The 17,327-nt window shown below is 44.9% G+C and carries 18 protein-coding genes; all 18 read right to left on the reverse strand.

Going from position 1 to position 17,327, the window contains the following annotated elements; genetic code table 11:
- Positions 1 to 36: 36 nt before the first annotated feature.
- Complete coding sequence (locus tag MUY27_RS13645) at positions 37 to 534, reverse strand: acyl-CoA carboxylase biotin carboxyl carrier protein subunit (RefSeq protein ID WP_245130620.1); 498 nt, start codon at positions 532 to 534, stop codon at positions 37 to 39.
- A gap of 2 nt (positions 535 to 536) precedes the next feature.
- Entirely contained in the window at positions 537 to 1,196 is a 660-nt protein-coding gene (locus tag MUY27_RS13650) for a DUF4159 domain-containing protein (RefSeq protein ID WP_245130622.1), read from the reverse strand.
- A complete protein-coding gene (locus MUY27_RS13655) occupies positions 1,196 to 1,903 on the reverse strand; it encodes a 16S rRNA (uracil(1498)-N(3))-methyltransferase (protein ID WP_245130624.1) in 708 nt (235 codons plus the stop codon). Before MUY27_RS13655 ends, MUY27_RS13650 begins: the two co-directional genes overlap by 1 nt.
- Before the next feature lie 92 nt (positions 1,904 to 1,995).
- The gene (locus MUY27_RS13660; protein WP_245130626.1) at positions 1,996 to 3,336 is read right to left on the reverse strand and encodes a hemolysin family protein; all 1,341 of its coding nucleotides are present in this window, start codon (positions 3,334 to 3,336) and stop codon (positions 1,996 to 1,998) included.
- A gap of 7 nt (positions 3,337 to 3,343) precedes the next feature.
- Positions 3,344 to 3,889 (reverse strand): inorganic diphosphatase, encoded by a 546-nt coding sequence (locus MUY27_RS13665; protein WP_245130628.1) that lies wholly within the window; start codon positions 3,887 to 3,889, stop codon positions 3,344 to 3,346.
- Positions 3,890 to 3,909: 20 nt separating this feature from the next.
- Positions 3,910 to 4,551, reverse strand: coding sequence for a DedA family protein (locus tag MUY27_RS13670; protein WP_245130631.1), 642 nt, complete (start codon positions 4,549 to 4,551; stop codon positions 3,910 to 3,912).
- A gap of 51 nt (positions 4,552 to 4,602) precedes the next feature.
- Positions 4,603 to 5,988, reverse strand: a complete 1,386-nt coding sequence (locus MUY27_RS13675; RefSeq protein ID WP_245130633.1) for an NADH-quinone oxidoreductase subunit N — start codon at positions 5,986 to 5,988, stop codon at positions 4,603 to 4,605.
- A gap of 27 nt (positions 5,989 to 6,015) precedes the next feature.
- A complete protein-coding gene (locus tag MUY27_RS13680) occupies positions 6,016 to 7,509 on the reverse strand; it encodes a complex I subunit 4 family protein (RefSeq protein ID WP_245130635.1) in 1,494 nt (497 codons plus the stop codon).
- A 25-nt stretch (positions 7,510 to 7,534) separates the two neighbouring features.
- The gene (nuoL, locus tag MUY27_RS13685) at positions 7,535 to 9,445 is read right to left on the reverse strand and encodes an NADH-quinone oxidoreductase subunit L (RefSeq protein WP_245130637.1); all 1,911 of its coding nucleotides are present in this window, start codon (positions 9,443 to 9,445) and stop codon (positions 7,535 to 7,537) included.
- A 214-nt stretch (positions 9,446 to 9,659) separates the two neighbouring features.
- Positions 9,660 to 9,989, reverse strand: coding sequence for an NADH-quinone oxidoreductase subunit NuoK (gene nuoK, locus MUY27_RS13690; RefSeq protein ID WP_245130639.1), 330 nt, complete (start codon positions 9,987 to 9,989; stop codon positions 9,660 to 9,662).
- Positions 9,989 to 10,486 (reverse strand): NADH-quinone oxidoreductase subunit J family protein, encoded by a 498-nt coding sequence (locus tag MUY27_RS13695; RefSeq protein WP_245130642.1) that lies wholly within the window; start codon positions 10,484 to 10,486, stop codon positions 9,989 to 9,991. The genes nuoK and MUY27_RS13695 overlap by 1 nt, the downstream gene beginning before the upstream one ends.
- 57 nt (positions 10,487 to 10,543) lie before the next feature.
- Positions 10,544 to 11,041 carry a NuoI/complex I 23 kDa subunit family protein gene (locus MUY27_RS13700; protein ID WP_245130645.1) on the reverse strand — a complete coding sequence of 166 codons (498 nt, stop codon included), beginning with the start codon at positions 11,039 to 11,041 and terminating at the stop codon, positions 10,544 to 10,546.
- A gap of 18 nt (positions 11,042 to 11,059) precedes the next feature.
- Positions 11,060 to 12,094, reverse strand: coding sequence for an NADH-quinone oxidoreductase subunit NuoH (nuoH, locus tag MUY27_RS13705; protein ID WP_245130647.1), 1,035 nt, complete (start codon positions 12,092 to 12,094; stop codon positions 11,060 to 11,062).
- Positions 12,094 to 13,098, reverse strand: coding sequence for an NADH-quinone oxidoreductase subunit G (locus MUY27_RS13710; RefSeq protein ID WP_245130650.1), 1,005 nt, complete (start codon positions 13,096 to 13,098; stop codon positions 12,094 to 12,096). The genes nuoH and MUY27_RS13710 overlap by 1 nt, the downstream gene beginning before the upstream one ends.
- Positions 13,088 to 13,495, reverse strand: a complete 408-nt coding sequence (locus MUY27_RS13715; protein WP_245130652.1) for a gamma-glutamylcyclotransferase family protein — start codon at positions 13,493 to 13,495, stop codon at positions 13,088 to 13,090. Before MUY27_RS13715 ends, MUY27_RS13710 begins: the two co-directional genes overlap by 11 nt.
- A 615-nt stretch (positions 13,496 to 14,110) precedes the next feature.
- A complete protein-coding gene (gene nuoF, locus MUY27_RS13720) occupies positions 14,111 to 15,466 on the reverse strand; it encodes an NADH-quinone oxidoreductase subunit NuoF (protein WP_245130655.1) in 1,356 nt (451 codons plus the stop codon).
- Between the two features lie 130 nt (positions 15,467 to 15,596).
- A complete protein-coding gene (locus tag MUY27_RS13725; RefSeq protein WP_245130656.1) occupies positions 15,597 to 16,121 on the reverse strand; it encodes an NADH-quinone oxidoreductase subunit NuoE family protein in 525 nt (174 codons plus the stop codon).
- Positions 16,114 to 17,325, reverse strand: a complete 1,212-nt coding sequence (locus tag MUY27_RS13730) for an NADH-quinone oxidoreductase subunit D (protein ID WP_245130659.1) — start codon at positions 17,323 to 17,325, stop codon at positions 16,114 to 16,116. Before MUY27_RS13730 ends, MUY27_RS13725 begins: the two co-directional genes overlap by 8 nt.
- Positions 17,326 to 17,327: the final 2 nt, after the last annotated feature.

The following is a 17,327-nucleotide window of genomic DNA, read 5'->3' on the forward strand; positions in this document are numbered from 1 at the left end:
TTTTATTTTTCAGAACAGACAGACCTTACTTAAGCACTAAAAACCGATTAGCACCGTTCCTTTTTCTACTTTATCGCCAGGCTTTATCCGTACAGACTTTACGGTAGCACTTGCTGGGGCCTTGATAATATTCTCCATTTTCATCGCTTCAAGTACAAACAGGTTATCGCCTTTTTGCACGGTGTCCCCTTCGTTAACAAATACTTTAAGTACTAAGCCAGGCATTGGCGCTTTCAAATCAGCTACGGCACCCGCAGTGATACTGCTCATACCCAATTGTTCTAATAAGGCATCATACTGGTCTTTGGCCTTTAGCTCGTATACATTACCGTTTACCTTTATCGAAGCGCTTTTCTCAGTAGCATCAAAAGCCACCAGTTCTGCCTGGTAAGATTTATCATCCAATATGATATGAAACCTCGTTTGGCTAAGGGATGCGATATCTGGCTGAATGATACTATCATTCAATTCAACTAACCCATCTTTTCCTTCAGTCGTAAATTTGAATTTCTCGTTAACGGTAATTTGATACATAGCTATTGTATTAATGCGTATTGAACCAGGTTTGCGCCCATTTGCAAAGCCTTTAAACGTGTTTGTTGCGAGTCACCAGCATAGGTACCATAATCTTCCCAACCATTACCCAAATCGCACTCGTAATCGTAAAAACAAACCAATCGGCCTTTATAAATGATCCCGAAACCTTGTGGACGTTTGTTATTATGCTCATGAATTTTGGGTAATCCGTTGTTAAAATCGTATTTCTGATGATATACCGGATGATTATACGGTAGTTCTATAAAGTCTAGCTCGGGGAATACCTTTTTCATTTGCGGGCGGATAAACTGATCCAGCCCGTAATTATCGCAAATGTGTAGGAAGCCCCCACCTATTAAATACTTCCGCAGGTTTCGCGCTTCCTGATCGGTAAATATCACATTACCGTGGCCAGTCATAAAAACAAACGGGTAGTTAAAAATTTCCGTGCTACCTACATCAACCGTTTCTTCATCTGCCTGAAAATTGGTTTTTAAATTAGTATTGCAAAACTTCGCCAGGTTGGTTAAAGCTGTACGGTCGCCATACCAGTCGCCCCCACCGTTATATTTCAAACGGGCAAGCTTGTACGACGGCTTGCTGAAGCTAAACAACAAGCATCCCGACAATACCAGAAAAAATAGCGCAGATTTTCTCATCAACGGTTTAAAAAGTTCACCTCGAAGCAGGCTTCTAGTGCAGCGGTCTCTGTACGCAGGCGGCTGCTACCTAAAGTTATGGGTTTAAATCCATTTTTTAAAGCCCCTTCTATCTCCGCCGGACTAAAGTCGCCCTCGGGCCCTATCAATATCAAATAACGTCCGTGTGGCTCTAAAAGTGTTGAAATTTCTTGCTTTTCGCCTGGTTCACAATGAGCGATAAACTTCTGCCCCTCGAAAGGCTGCGAAATAAACTGATTAAAAGTGATTGTTGGATGAATAAGCGGGTGATATGCTTTCAAAGACTGTTTAACCGCAGCTGTAACTATTTTATCCAGGCGGTCTACCTTGGCCTCTTTCCGTTCAGACCGTTGGCAAAGCAAAAGCGATACTTCATCTATCCCGATCTCTGTTGCTTTCTCCAGAAACCATTCCGTCCGTTCGATATTCTTTGTCGGTGCGAGGGCAATGTGCAGGTGATGGTTACGTTTTTGGTATTCCTGCTCACTGGATGTTATGGTTAACAAAGTTCGTTTGGGATGTGCGTCGGCAATAACGGCATGGTACCAACCACCACGGCCATCTATCAGCTCCACTTCATCCTGCACCGAAAGTCGCAGCACACGGATACAGTGCTTGCTCTCCTCTTCATTCAATTGGTAAGCAGTTTGGCCCGGAGCCAGATCAGGTGTGTAAAAGAGGTGCATAATGGTATGGTGTAAAAGTGCACCGGTTCAATCGCCTTGATAGCTGTCATTATCAACGCTGATCAAATCCGGCACTACCGTGCAGAACAAACTTAATGCAAATCTACTGCATCCTCTTCATTCAGCAACAACTCAAGCTTAACGGATTCAATGTTCTGATCAGATTTGCGCAGCACGGTAATGTTATATCCGTTAGCTTCCTTTTGCTCGCCCACATCAGGTATTTTACCAAAGATATGGCCTAACCATCCGGAGACAGTATCAAAGTCGCCATCCTCCGGTAAATCATGCGGCAAATGCTCGTTTACGTCATAGATAGAAGCCAGCGCATTAATGATAAACTCACGGTCGTTCACCTTCTCTACAATCGGCTTTTCTTCGTCGTATTCGTCCTGTATTTCACCTACCAGTTCTTCTACAATATCTTCAAGGGTAACCATACCGGCGGTACCGCCGAACTCATCCAACACGATAGCGATCTGGATACGCTTTTGCTGCAGCTCGGCCATCAGATCATTGATTTTTTTGGTCTCCGGAATAAAGTAAGGTTTGCGGATAATGTCCTTCAGCACGATCTCTTCGTTACGCGCTAATAAGGGCAGAATATCCTTGGCATGTACAATGCCGATGATCTTGTCGATACTCTCTTCGTACACCGGCATACGCGAATAGCCTTCGGTGATCAATGTATCCATCAACTCATCGATGGTATCATCAATTTCGATCCCCGAAATCTTAGTGCGCGGCACCATAATGTTCTTCACCACACGCTCGTTAAAATCAAACACGTTCTTAATCAGTTCATGTTCATTTTTATCGATAGCGCCGCTTTCTTTACCCTGCTCAAGAATGTATTGCAATTCCTCTGAACTATGGTGCGATTCTTCGCCATGGGAAGGATTAATGCCGAAAAGCCCCAGGATAAAATTAGCAAAGGTATTCAAGACCCATATCGCCGGCCTGAAGATTACGAAGAAGACACGCAACGGTAGGGATACTGCCATCGCCGTACGAACCGTACGTTGAATTGCCAGTGTTTTAGGGGCAAGCTCGCCAAACACAATGTGCAACATGGTGATGGTAAGGAAGGCAACTACGTGGCTGATGGTAATGATCACTTCATTGGTGATCACCAGCCCAAACATGGCGAACAGGCGGAGCATCACGGTGGTCACTACAGACTCGCCCGCCCAACCGAGGCCTAGCGAAGCGATAGTGATACCCAACTGGGTTGCTGCAAGGTAACCGTCAAGATTGTGCATTATACCACGCGCAATCTTGGCGGTTCGGCTACCTGCCTTAGCTTGTATTTCTATTTGTGAGCCTCTTACCCTAACAATTGCAAATTCGGCTGCAACGAAAAAACCGTTGAGCACAACCAGTAGTATGGTAAGAATGATATACGAAAGGTGTATTTCTAAATCGGGGCCCATTCAAAAATTATTGATTCGACGGGAAAGTCTGGGTATATAATTCCAAACTCTCTTGAATTACCTTATGCGCGTATCTGCGTCCTAACAAATGCTCGATTGTAACGTTCTTACCTTCTAGTTTCTTATAATCCTGGAAGAAGCGTACAATTTCTTTCATCGCGTGCGGGGGCAGCTCATTCAAATCGTTAATATAGTTAACAGACATGTCATTCTTAGCAACAGCGATGATCTTATCGTCCTGTTCACCATTATCCACCATGTGCATTACACCAATTACCTTCGCTTCGATGATAGACATCGGGAAAACGTCTACAGAGCAAAGGACCAGGATATCCAAAGGGTCTTTATCATCGCAGTAAGTCTTCGGGATAAAGCCATAGTTGGCCGGGTACATTACAGAAGAGAACAATACGCGGTCCAGTTTCAATAAACCAGATTCTTTATCGATCTCATATTTTGCTTTTGATCCTTTAGGGATCTCTATAATTGCATTTACAACTTCAGGAACGTTTTCACCTGTAGATACCTGGTGCCAGGGATGTTGAGTACTCATTATTCGTAAAAAATTTTATATCAAGTTTGTGTTTCGTTTTTCGTTAGTCTTTTCCTTAAAAAGGCAAAAACAAGCGGCAGGCTGGTAACCAATATCAGGCCTATCACTATATATTGTAAGTAGTCTTTTAACTGCGGATATTTCTTTCCCAAAAAATAACCTGTCAGTGTCAGCGTCAAAACCCATGCTATACTCCCTATAATATTATAAAGGGTAAATTTGTTCAGCTTAACTTTAACTACACCTGCAAAGATAGGCGCAAAAGTTCTGATAATGGGGAAAAACCTTCCTAATATTAAAGCCATTCCACCGTACTTATCGTAAAACTTTTCGGCCATTACGATATACTGTCTTTTAAAAAACAGCGAATCGTTCTTATTAAAAAGTAACGGCCCGGTTCTGTAACCAAACCAGTACCCCATAAAATTACCTAAAATTCCGGAAATAATCAGCGAGCTGATCAGGGTATAAACAGAAACATCAAGGGAACCTGTGGCGCAAAAAAGGCCTGCCATAAACAGCAGATAGTCGCCAGGCAGAAAAAAGCCGAAGAACAAACCCGTTTCTGCAAAAACAACTACAAGCAACAGGTAGAATCCTCCCTGACTTATTATAGAGTTAGCATCGGTTATATTATGCAGGTGATCCCAGAAGCTTTCCATTCACAATATTTGTAAAGCTACAAATATTAAATCAAATAGGCTTACTTGCTATCAGAAATTGATATCGGCTATTAAAGTAGGATAAACACCTAAAACGATGGTCAGCAGCGCCGATAAACCCAATACAAAAACAAAGTAACCCGGAACAGCAAGTACGGTACGCTCTTCGCCGCCTCTGAAATACATCGCCACAATCACCTTGAAGTAATAGTAGATACTGATGATGGCATTGACTACCGCGATGATCACTAACCATACTTGTAAGCGGGACAACGCCCCTGTAAACATATAGAACTTACCGATGAAGCCGGCAGTTAACGGGATACCCGCTAATGACAGCATGGCTACCGTCAATACAAACGCCAGGAAGGGATTACTTTTACCCAATCCGTTAAAGCTGCTGAAGTGATCGCTATCCGCTTGTTGTTGTACCAGGATCAGCACACCAAAAGCAATAATAGAAGCGATTGAGTAAGCAGCAGCATAGATCAATACCGAATTAGCAGAAGCTGCACCCAAAGCAACCACGGCGAACAACAAGTAACCGGCATGCGAAATACTCGAGAACGCCAGCATACGCTTAAAGCTTTGCTGATATAAGGCGGTGATGTTTCCGATGAACAAGGTAAGCACGGTAATTACCAGTAATACAGGCATCCAGAAATCGCTGATGGTTGAGAATGCGCTTTGGAATAAACGCAGGAATGCAGCAATACCGGCTGTCTTTACCACGGTTGACATAAAGGCTGTAATCAGTGATGGAGAGCCTTCGTACACATCCGGTGTCCAGAAGTGGAACGGAGCAGCACCCAGTTTAAAGCAAAGCCCTACGATGATCAGTAATACACCGGTGTGGAACAACGGATCGATACCACGCGGGTGGGTCAGGATCCAATCGCGGATAACCGAGATACTGAAAGAACCGGTAGCACCATAGATGAGCGCGATACCAAACAACAGGAAGCCTGTAGAAAAGGCGCCCATCAGGAAGTATTTTAATGAAGCTTCATTCGAAGCGAAATCCCTCTTTTTGATACCTGCCAGGATGTACAAGCTTACAGACATGATCTCTATACCGATAAACAACATGGTAAGGTTATAATAAGAAACCATGCAAATAATACCCGCAAGAGAAAACAGCATTACGGCATAATATTCTGCTACGTGACTGCTGATCTTTTCGAAATAGTCTTTTGAAAGAAGCAGGATCAATACCGTAGACAAGATAGTAATTACAGAAAACGCGATAGAAAACCTGTCAAACAACACCATGTCATGATAGATAGGCGTTGCATTAGCATTCCATCCGGCAATAGCTAAGCCTGCAGCCGCCAATAAACCAATAACGGTAACCGGGAGCAAAGCATTTTTTGCTTTGAACACACCCAGGTACAACAGTAAAATCGGCAGAACAGATATCAGTATTAAGGTATTCATTTTGGTTGCTACAATATTTTAAACAGGTTATCGCTGCGGAGCAATAATATTCACTCCGGACTGAACCTGGCTGATTTTGTCATTAACAGAATTTACAAGCTTGCTTACAGCCGCATCAGAAAGGTGCATCACCACATTCGGGTATATACCCAACACGATGATCAGCACACAGATAATGCCCAGCACTAATTTCTCGTTACCATTTAAATCGGTAAATAGTGCGCTGATGGCAGATGTTTCGCCCTGCATTACTTTCTTGTACATCCGCAGCATATAAACTGCACCGAATATGATGGTAAGGCCACCAACTGCACTTAACCAGATGTTATACTCGTATAAACTTTTTAATAACAGGAACTCGCCGATGAAACCGTTAGTTAACGGTAATGCTACCGAACCTAATAACACGATCAGGAAAGCAATAGCGAACTGCGGCGCCGCTTTAGCGATACCTCCCAGCTCGTCAAGATCGCGGGTTTTTAATCTTCTGCTGATGATATCCCAGATAAAGAATAAACCTACTACGTTAATACCGTGATTCAGCATCTGGATCATTGCACCTTGTACGCCGGTAACCGTCCATGCGATAACACCCGCACCAATCAGTCCAACGTGTGCTATTGATGAATAAGCAACCAAACGCTTACCATCTTTCTGGTTAAAGGCAATCAGAGAGGCATAAACAATACCCGCAACTGCCAGCGCAATGACGATATATTGCCAGTGGTCGAAGCCCTGAGGGGCTACCGGAATCATCCAGCGAATAGCGCCATAAACACCCATCTTTAACATGATACCTGAAAGTAGCATGGTACCTGCAGAAGGCGCTTCGGTATAGGTATCCGGCTGCCAGGTATGGAAAGGGAATATTGGCATCTTAATAGCGAAGGCTAAAAAGAATGCCCAGAATACCAGCCCCTGTTGTTTCAATGTCAGGTGCAGGTCGTAAAAATCACTGATAGAGTAAGTGCGGTTAGGCGTTTGCAGGTGCAGGTAAATAATGGCCAGCAGCATAAACAAAGAACCGGCAAACGTATAGATGAAAAACTTCATCGTGATGCGGATACGGTTTTCGCCGCCCCATAATGCACAGATAAAATAAATCGGGATTAACGCTGCTTCCCAGCCCACATAAAACAAAAAGCCATCTAAAGCGGTGAACACCGTCATCATACCGGCCTGCATAAATAAGATCAGGGCGTAGAATGCGTTCGCATTCTTATAATCGTGGTTATAGCTGGCCAGGATAATTACCGGGATGAGCAGCACGTTCAGTAAAACAGGAATAATGTTGATACCATCCAAACCGACGGTAAAATACACGCCCATTTTTGGCATCCATGGCAGATCGGTTACGTACTGCATAGAAGCGTCTGGTATAAAGCGTGTGATCATTAGCGCAGCTACTACCAGTTCGGCAATAGCGAAAAGCAATGCGACATGCTTGGTGGCCTGATTTTTTATCAATGCTACAGCCAGGGCTGCTATCAGGGGCAAGAAAATTAAAATACTAACCGTCATTTTCTAATTTGCAATAACGCTATGGCTAAAATTTAATATTTAAACTATAGAGTAAGACGGCAATAATGCCGATAACCATCATAAACAGGTAGAAACCCACATTCCCGGCCTGAAGCAAACGTAAACCTTTGCTGGCTTCAACCGAACCGCTGCCTAAACCATTTACCAATCCATCGATACCCAACTTATCTACCACTTTATAGAAGAATACAGAAAGGGCGTCCAGCGGCTTGCGGATAATGGTATCGTAAAGCTCGTCGATATAAAACTTATGATAAGACAGTGCTGTCAGCGCAGGACGGTCTTCTGTATCCGCCACAGGAAGTTCCTTCTTGCTTACATACTTCACATAAGCAATCACCAGGGCAAGCACTGCTGCACCAACCGAAATAGCCATTAAGCCCCATTCGGTCGCCGGCGGCAAGGTCGCTGCTTCTGCATGTTTTGCCGATTCTGCAAATACTGGTTTCAGGAATTCACCTAATAAGTGATGACCACCTAATACTTCGGGCACGCCGATAAAACCGCCAACTACCGATAAGATAGCCAGGACGATCAGCGGGATGGTCATATTCGCAGGCGACTCATGCAGGTGATGTTCTTGTTCGTGCGTGCCGCGGAACTTACCAGAGAAGGTAAGGAACAGCATACGGAACATGTAGAATGAGGTCAGCATCGCGCCGATCACACCGATCACATAGAAAACAGGACTATGCTCGTAAGCATGGGCCAGAATTTCGTCTTTGGAGAAGAAACCAGAGAACGGCGGAATACCAGCGATAGCGATAGTGCCCATCAGCATGGTAAAGAACGTTATTGGCAGTTTGCCCCTTAAGCCCCCCATGTTACGCATATCCTGCTCGCCGCTTACCGCGTGGATCACAGAACCTGCACCAAGAAACAATAATGCTTTAAAGAATGCATGGGTAATTACGTGGAAGAAAGCACCGGTATAGGCACCTACGCCTAAACCGAGGAACATATAGCCTAACTGAGATACGGTTGAATAAGCCAGCACCTTCTTAATATCTGTTTGTGTAAGTGCGATCAGTGCAGCAAAAATGGCGGTCGCCAAGCCGATAATGGCCACCACATTCATGGTGATAGGCGCCATGCTGAACAAAACGTTAGAGCGGGCAATCATGTAGATACCGGCAGTAACCATGGTAGCAGCGTGGATCAGTGCCGAAACCGGGGTGGGGCCGGCCATCGCATCCGGTAACCAGGTAAACAAAGGGATCTGGGCCGATTTACCGGTTGCACCCACAAATAACAACATGGTAATCAGTGTTAAAATAGTAGTTGCGTGTGGGCCGGTGATCAGGTATGCCTTTGGAAAAATATCAGCAAAACTGGCCGAGCCGAAATAGCGAACCAGCAGGAAAATAGCGATCAGGAAACCTAAGTCGCCAATACGGTTCATCACAAAGGCCTTCTTAGCAGCATCAGCATACGCGCCGTTGGTAAACCAGAAACCGATGAGCAGGTATGAGCATAAACCAACGCCCTCCCATCCAATGAACATCACTACGTAGTTTGAACCCAATACCAATAGCAGCATGAAGAACACGAACAGATTAAGATAAGCAAAGAACTTACCGAAGCCGGCATCGTGGTGCATGTAGCCGATAGAGTACAGGTGGATCAGGAAACCGATACCGGTGATGATCAGCAGCATGATAGCGCTCAACTGATCTACCAGGAAACCAAAAGGAACTACAAAAGTACCTGCCTGTATCCAGTTGAAAAAGGTAACATTAATGGGGCCATGTGCTTTAACCTGTAAAAAGGCAGAAACACTTAAACCGAAAGCCGCCAGGATAACCAGGCTGGCAATGGTGCCTATTAAATTTTTCGGAAGAACATTTCGGCCAAGTCCGTTAATCAGAAATCCCGCAAGGGGTAATATGGGAATAAGCCAGAGATAATTATTCATTTTATGCGATACGTTTTACGTTGACCGTTTTACGTTTTATAATTCTTATTCTATCGTACGTCATGCCGAACCTGTTTCGGCATCTTACAAGAAAGACTTGCAAGCAAGATCCTGAAACAACCCTTCGACAAGCTCAGGGTGACAATGTTCAGGATGACATATTTTATATTTATTCAGAATCCGAAATTGAAAATTCGAATTCCGAAATCTTAAATTACCATTTCAGCCTGTTCAGCACGTTGATGTCTGTCGAGTGCGTATTACGATAGATCATCACGATGATCGCTAATCCAACAGCTACTTCAGCTGCGGCCAATGCCATAATGAAGAACACGAACACCTGACCCGAAGCATCGCCTTTGTAAGCAGAAAATGCAGTAAGCAACAGGTTAACCGCGTTCAGCATCAGTTCTACCGACATAAAGATCACGATGGCGTTACGACGAATCAATACCCCGGTAACACCAATAGCGAAAATAATGGTGCTAAGCAGGATATAATGGTTTAGCGGAACAGCCTGGATAGTATGTGTAATATTTTCCATTAAACAGTTCTTGGTTCTTTTTTAGCTAATAAAACTGCACCCACCATGGCAGATAACAGCAGTACGGATGACACCTCAAACGGCAGCAAAAACTCGCCGAACAATACTTTACCTAGGTTTTTCACCAAACCCAGATCTGGATTTTGCAATACCACAGGTTCAGATTTACCGAGCGCCTTCAGCGATCCGGCGATAACCACCAGTAAACATCCACCTGCAATTACACCAGCCAGTTTGGCTAAGTTATGCTTGCCTGGCTCGGTATCCTTGTTCAGGTTCAGCAACATCATTACAAACAGGAACAATACCATGATGGCCCCCATGTACACAATAAAGTTTACCACAGCTAAAAACTGGGCATTCAATAAAATGTAATGAATGGTGAATGTAAAGAAGGTAAGTATCAGGTATAATACGCTATGTACCGGGTTTTTAGCAAAAATCACCAGCAGCGAAAATACGATTGATAGAAATGCGATAACGTAAAAAGTACTCATGCTATATTACAAAATACCTTCGCCAGTTGTAAGGACGGGCAAAGGTATAAACTTTCTTTATTGATTTAGCGGCGCTTCCACTAATTTGTCCTTGCCGTAGATAAAGTCTTTACGGATAAACTCCGAAGGAACAATATCGCCGTCAAGATAGATTGCTTCTTTCGGGCAGGCTTCTTCGCATAACCCGCAGAAGATGCAACGCAACATGTTAATCTCGTAAACCGCTGCATATTTCTCTTCACGGTACAGGTTTTCCTCACCAGGCTGACGCTCGGCTGCAGTCATGGTGATGGCCTCTGCCGGGCAGGATAATGCACACAAACCGCAGGCAGTGCAACGCTCGCGACCTTGCTCGTCACGCTTCAGTGAGTGCATTCCGCGGAAGTTCTCAGAGAATTCGCGTTTCTGCTCCGGGTAGCGGATGGTCACGTCTTTCTTAAAAAAGTGCTTTAAGGTAATACCCATACCACGTACAATGGCGGGTAAATAGGCCTTTTCGGCAAGCGTAAGCGGCTTGGCCTCCAGTACTTTCTTTTTATTGCTTAATGATTCCATGAATCTGATCTCTCCTACTTATTTACCAAAAAAAGTCATAATAATTCCTGTCAACACAATGTTGGCAATTGCCAACGGAATCAGTGTACGCCAGCCAAGGTTCATCAGCTGATCGTAACGGAAACGCGGGATAGTCCATCTTACCCACATAAAGAAGAAGATGAACAGGAATATCTTAGCGAATAACACAACAGTGCCAATCAGCGGGCCAATAACCGGGCCAACATGCGCTGTCACCCAATCCATACCCGGGTAGTTATAACCACCAAAGTAAAGGGTTGCCATTACTGCCGAAGACACAAACATATTGATATACTCCGCGAACAGGTAAAAGCCCAGCTTCATCGACGAATACTCGGTATGGTAACCACCGATCAACTCGGTTTCACACTCCGGCAAATCGAACGGGCTGCGGTTGGTTTCTGCAAATGCACAAACAATAAAAATTAAAAAGCCAAGTGGCTGATAAATCACGTTCCAATGCCAGCCATGCTGTTGTTCAGCAATTTCTTTCAGGCTAAGGGTACCATTTACCATCAATAAAGCGATGATAGCCAGACCCATTGAAATTTCGTAGCTGATATTTTGTGATGCCGCACGGATAGCTCCTAACAAAGAGTATTTGTTATTGGATGCCCAGCCACCGATCATGATACCATAAACACCCAATGATACTACACCGAAAATGTACAATACACCTACGTTGATATCGGTAACCTGCAGATCAACAACTTTAGAACCGATATGCAATGGTTGTCCCCACGGAATAACCGCTGAACCGATACAAGCTGTCATAATTGCCAGTGAGGGGCCCACGATGAATAGCAAACCACTTGCGCGGTTAGGAATAATTTCTTCCTTCATGAACATCTTGCCACCGTCTGCCAGTGGTTGCAGGATACCCCACGGACCGGCACGGTTAGGGCCTACGCGATCCTGGAAAAATGCCGCTACTTTACGCTCTGCATAAGTGGAATACATGGCTACCACCAGGCTGATCAGGAAGATCACCACGATTAAGCCAAATTTTATCAATATATCTGCTAATTCCATTACAGTCTTGTCTCCCTTTCAAATTGTTCTTTGTTCGCTTCCTGTAATAAAGGATTTTGCTTTACTACCGGCAACGGCTTCATGGTTTCATAGTGGTTAGCGCTGATCACCGATTTGTGTGATACTTTACGCGGCCCTTCGATCACCCAATCGCTGGTTTTCTTTTTGTCGAAACGGCAGGTGTTACAGATAAATTCTTCTACCTCGCCATATACATCTTTGCGTGCAGTAACACGGATCACGTCTTCACCTTTGTACCAAAGCGTTACTTTACCGTTGCACTTTTCGTGGTCGCAATCGCGGTGCGCTTCAACTGGTTTAGTGAACCAAACACGATTTTTAAAACGGAAAGTTTTATCGGTTAATGCACCTACCGGGCAAACGTCAATCACGTTGCCAGAGAAATCATTATCAACCGCCTTTTGAATATAGGTTGAAATCTCGGCATGGTCGCCACGGTTTAGTACCCCGTGAACGCGTTGTTCGGTTATCTGATCGGCAGTAAACACACAACGGTAGCAAAGGATACAACGGTTCATGTGTAGCTGTATCTTATCACCAATGTCGATGCGTTCAAACGTACGGCGATCAAACTCGTAACGGGTTTTAGCCGCGCCGTGCTCGTAACCTAAATCCTGTAAATGGCACTCCCCTGCCTGGTCGCAAATAGGGCAATCCAGCGGGTGATTGATCAGTAACATCTCTACTACACCTTTACGCGCCTCAATTACTTCTGGCGAAGTAATGTTCTGCACTTCCATACCGTCCATTACGGTGGTACGGCAAGAGGCCACCAGTTTAGGCATCGGACGCGGGTCTTTTTCAGACCCCTTGCTCACCTTTACTAAACAAGTACGGCATTTACCGCCGCTGCCTTCCAGCTTAGAGTAGTAGCACATCGCCGGCGGAACAATGTCACCACCTATTTTCCTTGCGGCATTCAGGATAGTGGTTCCTGGCTCTACTTCGATGGATATTCCGTCTATCGTTACTTTAACTGACATTCTTAACCTTATTTCTGATATAGGCGATGTAATCGCCGTTTTCAATTATCTTGTATTGTTGTCCGTCGCCCGGTTGAAACTCATAGATCCAACTTTGCAGCTCCGAACCATCGTTCAGCGTTACCGCTATTTCTTTCCGGACATATTCCGGTTGATCCTCATTCAGCCCCTCATATTCATCCAGCACTTCAAAAACCTTTTGCGGGTCATTGATGCGGTAAAGCTCTCCTTTCACCTCGCCCTCCCCTTCTTGCACAAAACCCGGGTAACTGCCCAGGTCGAATAAGGTTCCTTTTATACTGACCTCTTCAACAAGTTCAAGGCAATGTTTAATGGTATCAAGTACCTGATGTTTAAAGTCTTTCAATAAAGTGCCGTAAACAAACAAATACCCCACTGACTTTACCTTTTTGAATTATCCCTAATATTGTCATCCTGAACTCGTTTCAGGATCTCTCTGGGCCTTTTTGTCATTCTGAACGAAGTGAAGAATCTTCTTCGATTTACTTCATTCAGAAGATTCCTCGTTGCACTCGGAATGACAAACTTTTTATTACTGCCTTTGCTTAGAGGCGATTGCTTCGTCGTTCCTCCTCGCAATGACGTTTTACCTTACGAACCTTCCCGAACATGTCACCCTGAATTCGTTTCAGTATCTCTAAACCTTTTGTCATTCTGAACGAAGTGAAGAATCTTCTTCGATTTACTCCATTCAGAAGATTCCTCTCCGTCAGCCGACGGATCGGAATGACAAACTTTTGATTACTGCCTTTGCTTAGAGGGGATTGCTTCGTCGTTCCTCCTCGCAATGACGTTTTATCTTACGAACCTTCCTGAACATTGTCACCCTACGCTTGTCGAAGGGTTAGTTTCAGATTCTATAACTTATTATTTGTCATTCCGAGCGTAACGAGGAATCTGTACAGATTCTTCACTTCGTTCAGAATGACAACCTCTTGTTTGCTCTTTCTCCCAACGCTCATGCTTCGAGAGCCTCAGCATGACACCTACTCTACGCGCTTGCCACCACTAACGGATCAGCATAATGCGCTAAACCGTAATTGCGTGTTACCGCAGTAGCTGCGTCAGTCACGTGCCACTCAAATTCATCACGGAAGTGACGGATGGCACTGGCTACAGGCCACGCTGCTGCATCACCCAGCGGACAAATGGTATTTCCTTCAATCTTCTTAGAAACATCTACCAGTAAGTCCATATCACTCATCTTGCCATGGCCGTGCTCTAAACGGTGCAGCACCTTTTCCATCCATCCGGTACCTTCGCGGCAAGGCGAACACTGTCCGCAGCTTTCGTGATGGTAGAAACGGGTAAAGTTCCAGGTGTTACGAACAATACACTGGTCTTCGTCGAAAGCGATAAAACCACCAGAGCCCATCATAGTACCGGTAGCGAAACCACCTTCTGAAAGGCCTTCATAGCTCATCACCCTGCCTTCGCCTGCAGCAGTTTTCAAAATTAAATTAGCTGGCAGGATCGGCACAGATGAACCACCAGCTACTACCGCTTTTAAGCGTTTGCCATTGGCAATACCGCCACAGTATTCGTCTGAATAGATAAACTCTTCAACAGGGATACCTAATTCAATCTCGTAAACACCCGGTTTATTCAAGTTACCGGAAGCAGAGATCAGTTTAGTACCGGTACTTCTACCAATACCAATCTTTGCATATTCTTCACCACCGTCACGAATGATCGGAACGGTAGCTGCAATAGATTCTACGTTATTCACCACGGTAGGGCAACCATATAAACCAGCAATAGCCGGGAATGGTGGCTTAATACGCGGGTTACCACGTTTTCCTTCCAATGATTCCAGCAGCGCAGTTTCTTCCCCACAGATGTAAGCGCCACCACCTGGCTGCACATACAGTTCCAGATCGTAACCGCTACCTAAAATATTCTTACCTAAAAAGCCTGCTGCTTTTGCTTCAGCGATGGCCTTTTCCAGAATGCGGATCTGCGGCATCATTTCACCACGCACATAGATGTACGAAGTTTTTGCGCCCAAAGCAAAGCTGGAAATGATCATACCCTCAATTAACAAGTGAGGGATATAGGTCATCAGGTAACGGTCTTTAAACGTACCGGGTTCAGATTCGTCGGCATTGCAAACCAGGTAACGCGGAACACCTTCAGGCTTTGCCAGAAAGCTCCACTTCATACCGGTTGGGAAACCCGCACCACCACGGCCACGGAGGCCGGATTTTTTTACCTCTTCTACCACTTCATCAGGCGTTAATGTCTTCAGGGCTTTTTCCACCGAAGCATAACCCCCTTTAGAGCGGTAAACATCATAAGTATTGATGCCGGGTACGTTAATATGTTCTAATAATAGCTTGCGTCCCATTGTTACGCTTTGTTTTTATATCTGTTAAGCATCTCCCCCCATTGTCATTCTGAACGTAGTGAAGAATCTTCTTCAAAGACATTGCTTCATCGTTCCTCCTAGCAATGACATAACGGAGAGAAAAATTTTCTTAATTATTTGCTTTCGCCTTTAAATCGCCGATCAATTGATCTACCGACTCCGGCGTTAAGTTCTCGTAGAATGTATATTCTGGACCGATCTGTAATACCGGGCCGAAACCGCAAGCAGCAAGGCACTCTACACCTCTCCAGCTAAATAAACCATCCGGCGTCACCTCCCCTTCTTTAACGCCTAATTTCTGCTCGATATGATCCATGATCTTTTCGGCGCCAACCAGGCAGCAAGGGCCGGTACGGCACACCTCCAGCACATACTTGCCTTGCGGGCGTAAAAAATACATGGTATAAAAAGTAGCTACCTCATAAACCTCAATAGGTTCAATACCCAGGTATTCGGCTACTTTATCCATCGCCGGAACGCTCAACCAGCCAAACTCTGCCTGCACATCATGCAGTATAGGCAACAAAGCAGATTTTTGCTTTCCTTCCGGGTAACGGCTTACTTTATCTGCAAACTTTGCCAGCAGTTGCGTTGAAAACTCTACCGGCACATTTGTATCCTGAACTTTAAGCATCTAACTCTCCGGCTATAATGTTTAAACTACTCATGTTAATAATCGCGTCAGACAGCAGCATGCCGCGGCTCATTGGGGCATACATCGAATAATTGATGAAGCTTGGCCTGCGGAAATGCAAACGGTAAGGTGTACGGCCACCATCATTTACCAGGTAAAAGCCCAGTTCGCCGTTAGCGCCTTCAACACTGTGATATACTTCGCCAACCGGGGTTTCAATCTCACCCATCACAATCTTAAAGTGATAGATCAAGGCCTCCATGTTGTTGTAAACTTCCTCTTTCGGCGGCAGATAGAACTCTGGCACATCAGCGTGGAACACGGAAGGATCTTCCTTTTCAATCTTAGCCAGCGCCTGTTCTATAATGCGCATGCTTTGCCACATTTCTTCGTTACGTACCAGGTAGCGGTCGTAAACATCGCCTGTTGTACCTACCGGCACTTCAAAATCAAAATCCTGGTAAGAGCTGTAAGGGTTCATCGCCCGAACGTCATAGTCGACACCGGTAGCACGAAGGATCGGCCCGGTCCAGCTATAATCCAGTGCTTTTTCGGCACTAACTTCTGCAACACCTTTGGTACGGTCTATAAAGATCCGGTTACGGCTGAAAAGCGTTTCAAACTCTTTCAACTGCTTCGGGAACTCATTTAAAAACTTACGGATCTTGGCGAAAGCGATATCGTTGAAGTTACGTTCGAAACCACCGATACGGCCGATGTTGGTTGTCAGGCGTGAGCCGCAAACCTCTTCGTAAATTTCGTAGATGGCCTCGCGGTACTCCATCATGTAAACGAAGCCCGAAAGCGCACCGGTATCTACACCAAGGATAGAGTTACAAATGATGTGGTCGGCAATACGAGCCAGTTCCATCACAATCACACGCAGGTAATCCACGCGTTTTGGAAGCTCTATTTTCAGCAGTTTCTCTACCGTCATGTGCCAGCCCATGTTATTGATCGGCGACGAGCAGTAGTTTAAACGGTCTGTCAACGGGGTGATCTGATAGAAAGGCCTGTGCTCTGCGATTTTCTCGAAAGCGCGGTGTATATAGCCAATGGTAGATACGCCGCTTACAATGCGTTCACCGTCAATCTGCAACACGTTTTGGAAAACGCCGTGCGTTGCCGGGTGGGTTGGGCCCAGGTTAAGGGTCGAAACCTCGCTTTGTAAATCGTTATCTGTAAATGCAGGAAAATTTTGCATAT

The sequence above is a fragment of the Mucilaginibacter straminoryzae genome (assembly GCF_022953055.1).
Classification (GTDB): domain Bacteria; phylum Bacteroidota; class Bacteroidia; order Sphingobacteriales; family Sphingobacteriaceae; genus Mucilaginibacter; species Mucilaginibacter straminoryzae.

Bases quoted from the DNA above. Each gene is read 5' to 3' on its own strand.
- MUY27_RS13645 (WP_245130620.1), bottom strand. From the start codon at position 534: ATGTATCAAATTACCGTTAACGAGAAATTCAAATTTACGACTGAAGGA.
- MUY27_RS13650 (WP_245130622.1), bottom strand. From the start codon at position 1,196: ATGAGAAAATCTGCGCTATTTTTTCTGGTATTGTCGGGATGCTTGTTG.
- MUY27_RS13655 (WP_245130624.1), bottom strand. From the start codon at position 1,903: ATGCACCTCTTTTACACACCTGATCTGGCTCCGGGCCAAACTGCTTAC.
- MUY27_RS13660 (WP_245130626.1), bottom strand. From the start codon at position 3,336: ATGGGCCCCGATTTAGAAATACACCTTTCGTATATCATTCTTACCATA.
- MUY27_RS13665 (WP_245130628.1), bottom strand. From the start codon at position 3,889: ATGAGTACTCAACATCCCTGGCACCAGGTATCTACAGGTGAAAACGTT.
- MUY27_RS13670 (WP_245130631.1), bottom strand. From the start codon at position 4,551: ATGGAAAGCTTCTGGGATCACCTGCATAATATAACCGATGCTAACTCT.
- MUY27_RS13675 (WP_245130633.1), bottom strand. From the start codon at position 5,988: ATGAATACCTTAATACTGATATCTGTTCTGCCGATTTTACTGTTGTAC.
- MUY27_RS13680 (WP_245130635.1), bottom strand. From the start codon at position 7,509: ATGACGGTTAGTATTTTAATTTTCTTGCCCCTGATAGCAGCCCTGGCT.
- nuoL (WP_245130637.1), bottom strand. From the start codon at position 9,445: ATGAATAATTATCTCTGGCTTATTCCCATATTACCCCTTGCGGGATTT.
- nuoK (WP_245130639.1), bottom strand. From the start codon at position 9,989: ATGGAAAATATTACACATACTATCCAGGCTGTTCCGCTAAACCATTAT.
- MUY27_RS13695 (WP_245130642.1), bottom strand. From the start codon at position 10,486: ATGAGTACTTTTTACGTTATCGCATTTCTATCAATCGTATTTTCGCTG.
- MUY27_RS13700 (WP_245130645.1), bottom strand. From the start codon at position 11,041: ATGGAATCATTAAGCAATAAAAAGAAAGTACTGGAGGCCAAGCCGCTT.
- nuoH (WP_245130647.1), bottom strand. From the start codon at position 12,094: ATGGAATTAGCAGATATATTGATAAAATTTGGCTTAATCGTGGTGATC.
- MUY27_RS13710 (WP_245130650.1), bottom strand. From the start codon at position 13,098: ATGTCAGTTAAAGTAACGATAGACGGAATATCCATCGAAGTAGAGCCA.
- nuoF (WP_245130655.1), bottom strand. From the start codon at position 15,466: ATGGGACGCAAGCTATTATTAGAACATATTAACGTACCCGGCATCAAT.
- MUY27_RS13725 (WP_245130656.1), bottom strand. From the start codon at position 16,121: ATGCTTAAAGTTCAGGATACAAATGTGCCGGTAGAGTTTTCAACGCAA.
- MUY27_RS13730 (WP_245130659.1), bottom strand. From the start codon at position 17,325: ATGCAAAATTTTCCTGCATTTACAGATAACGATTTACAAAGCGAGGTT.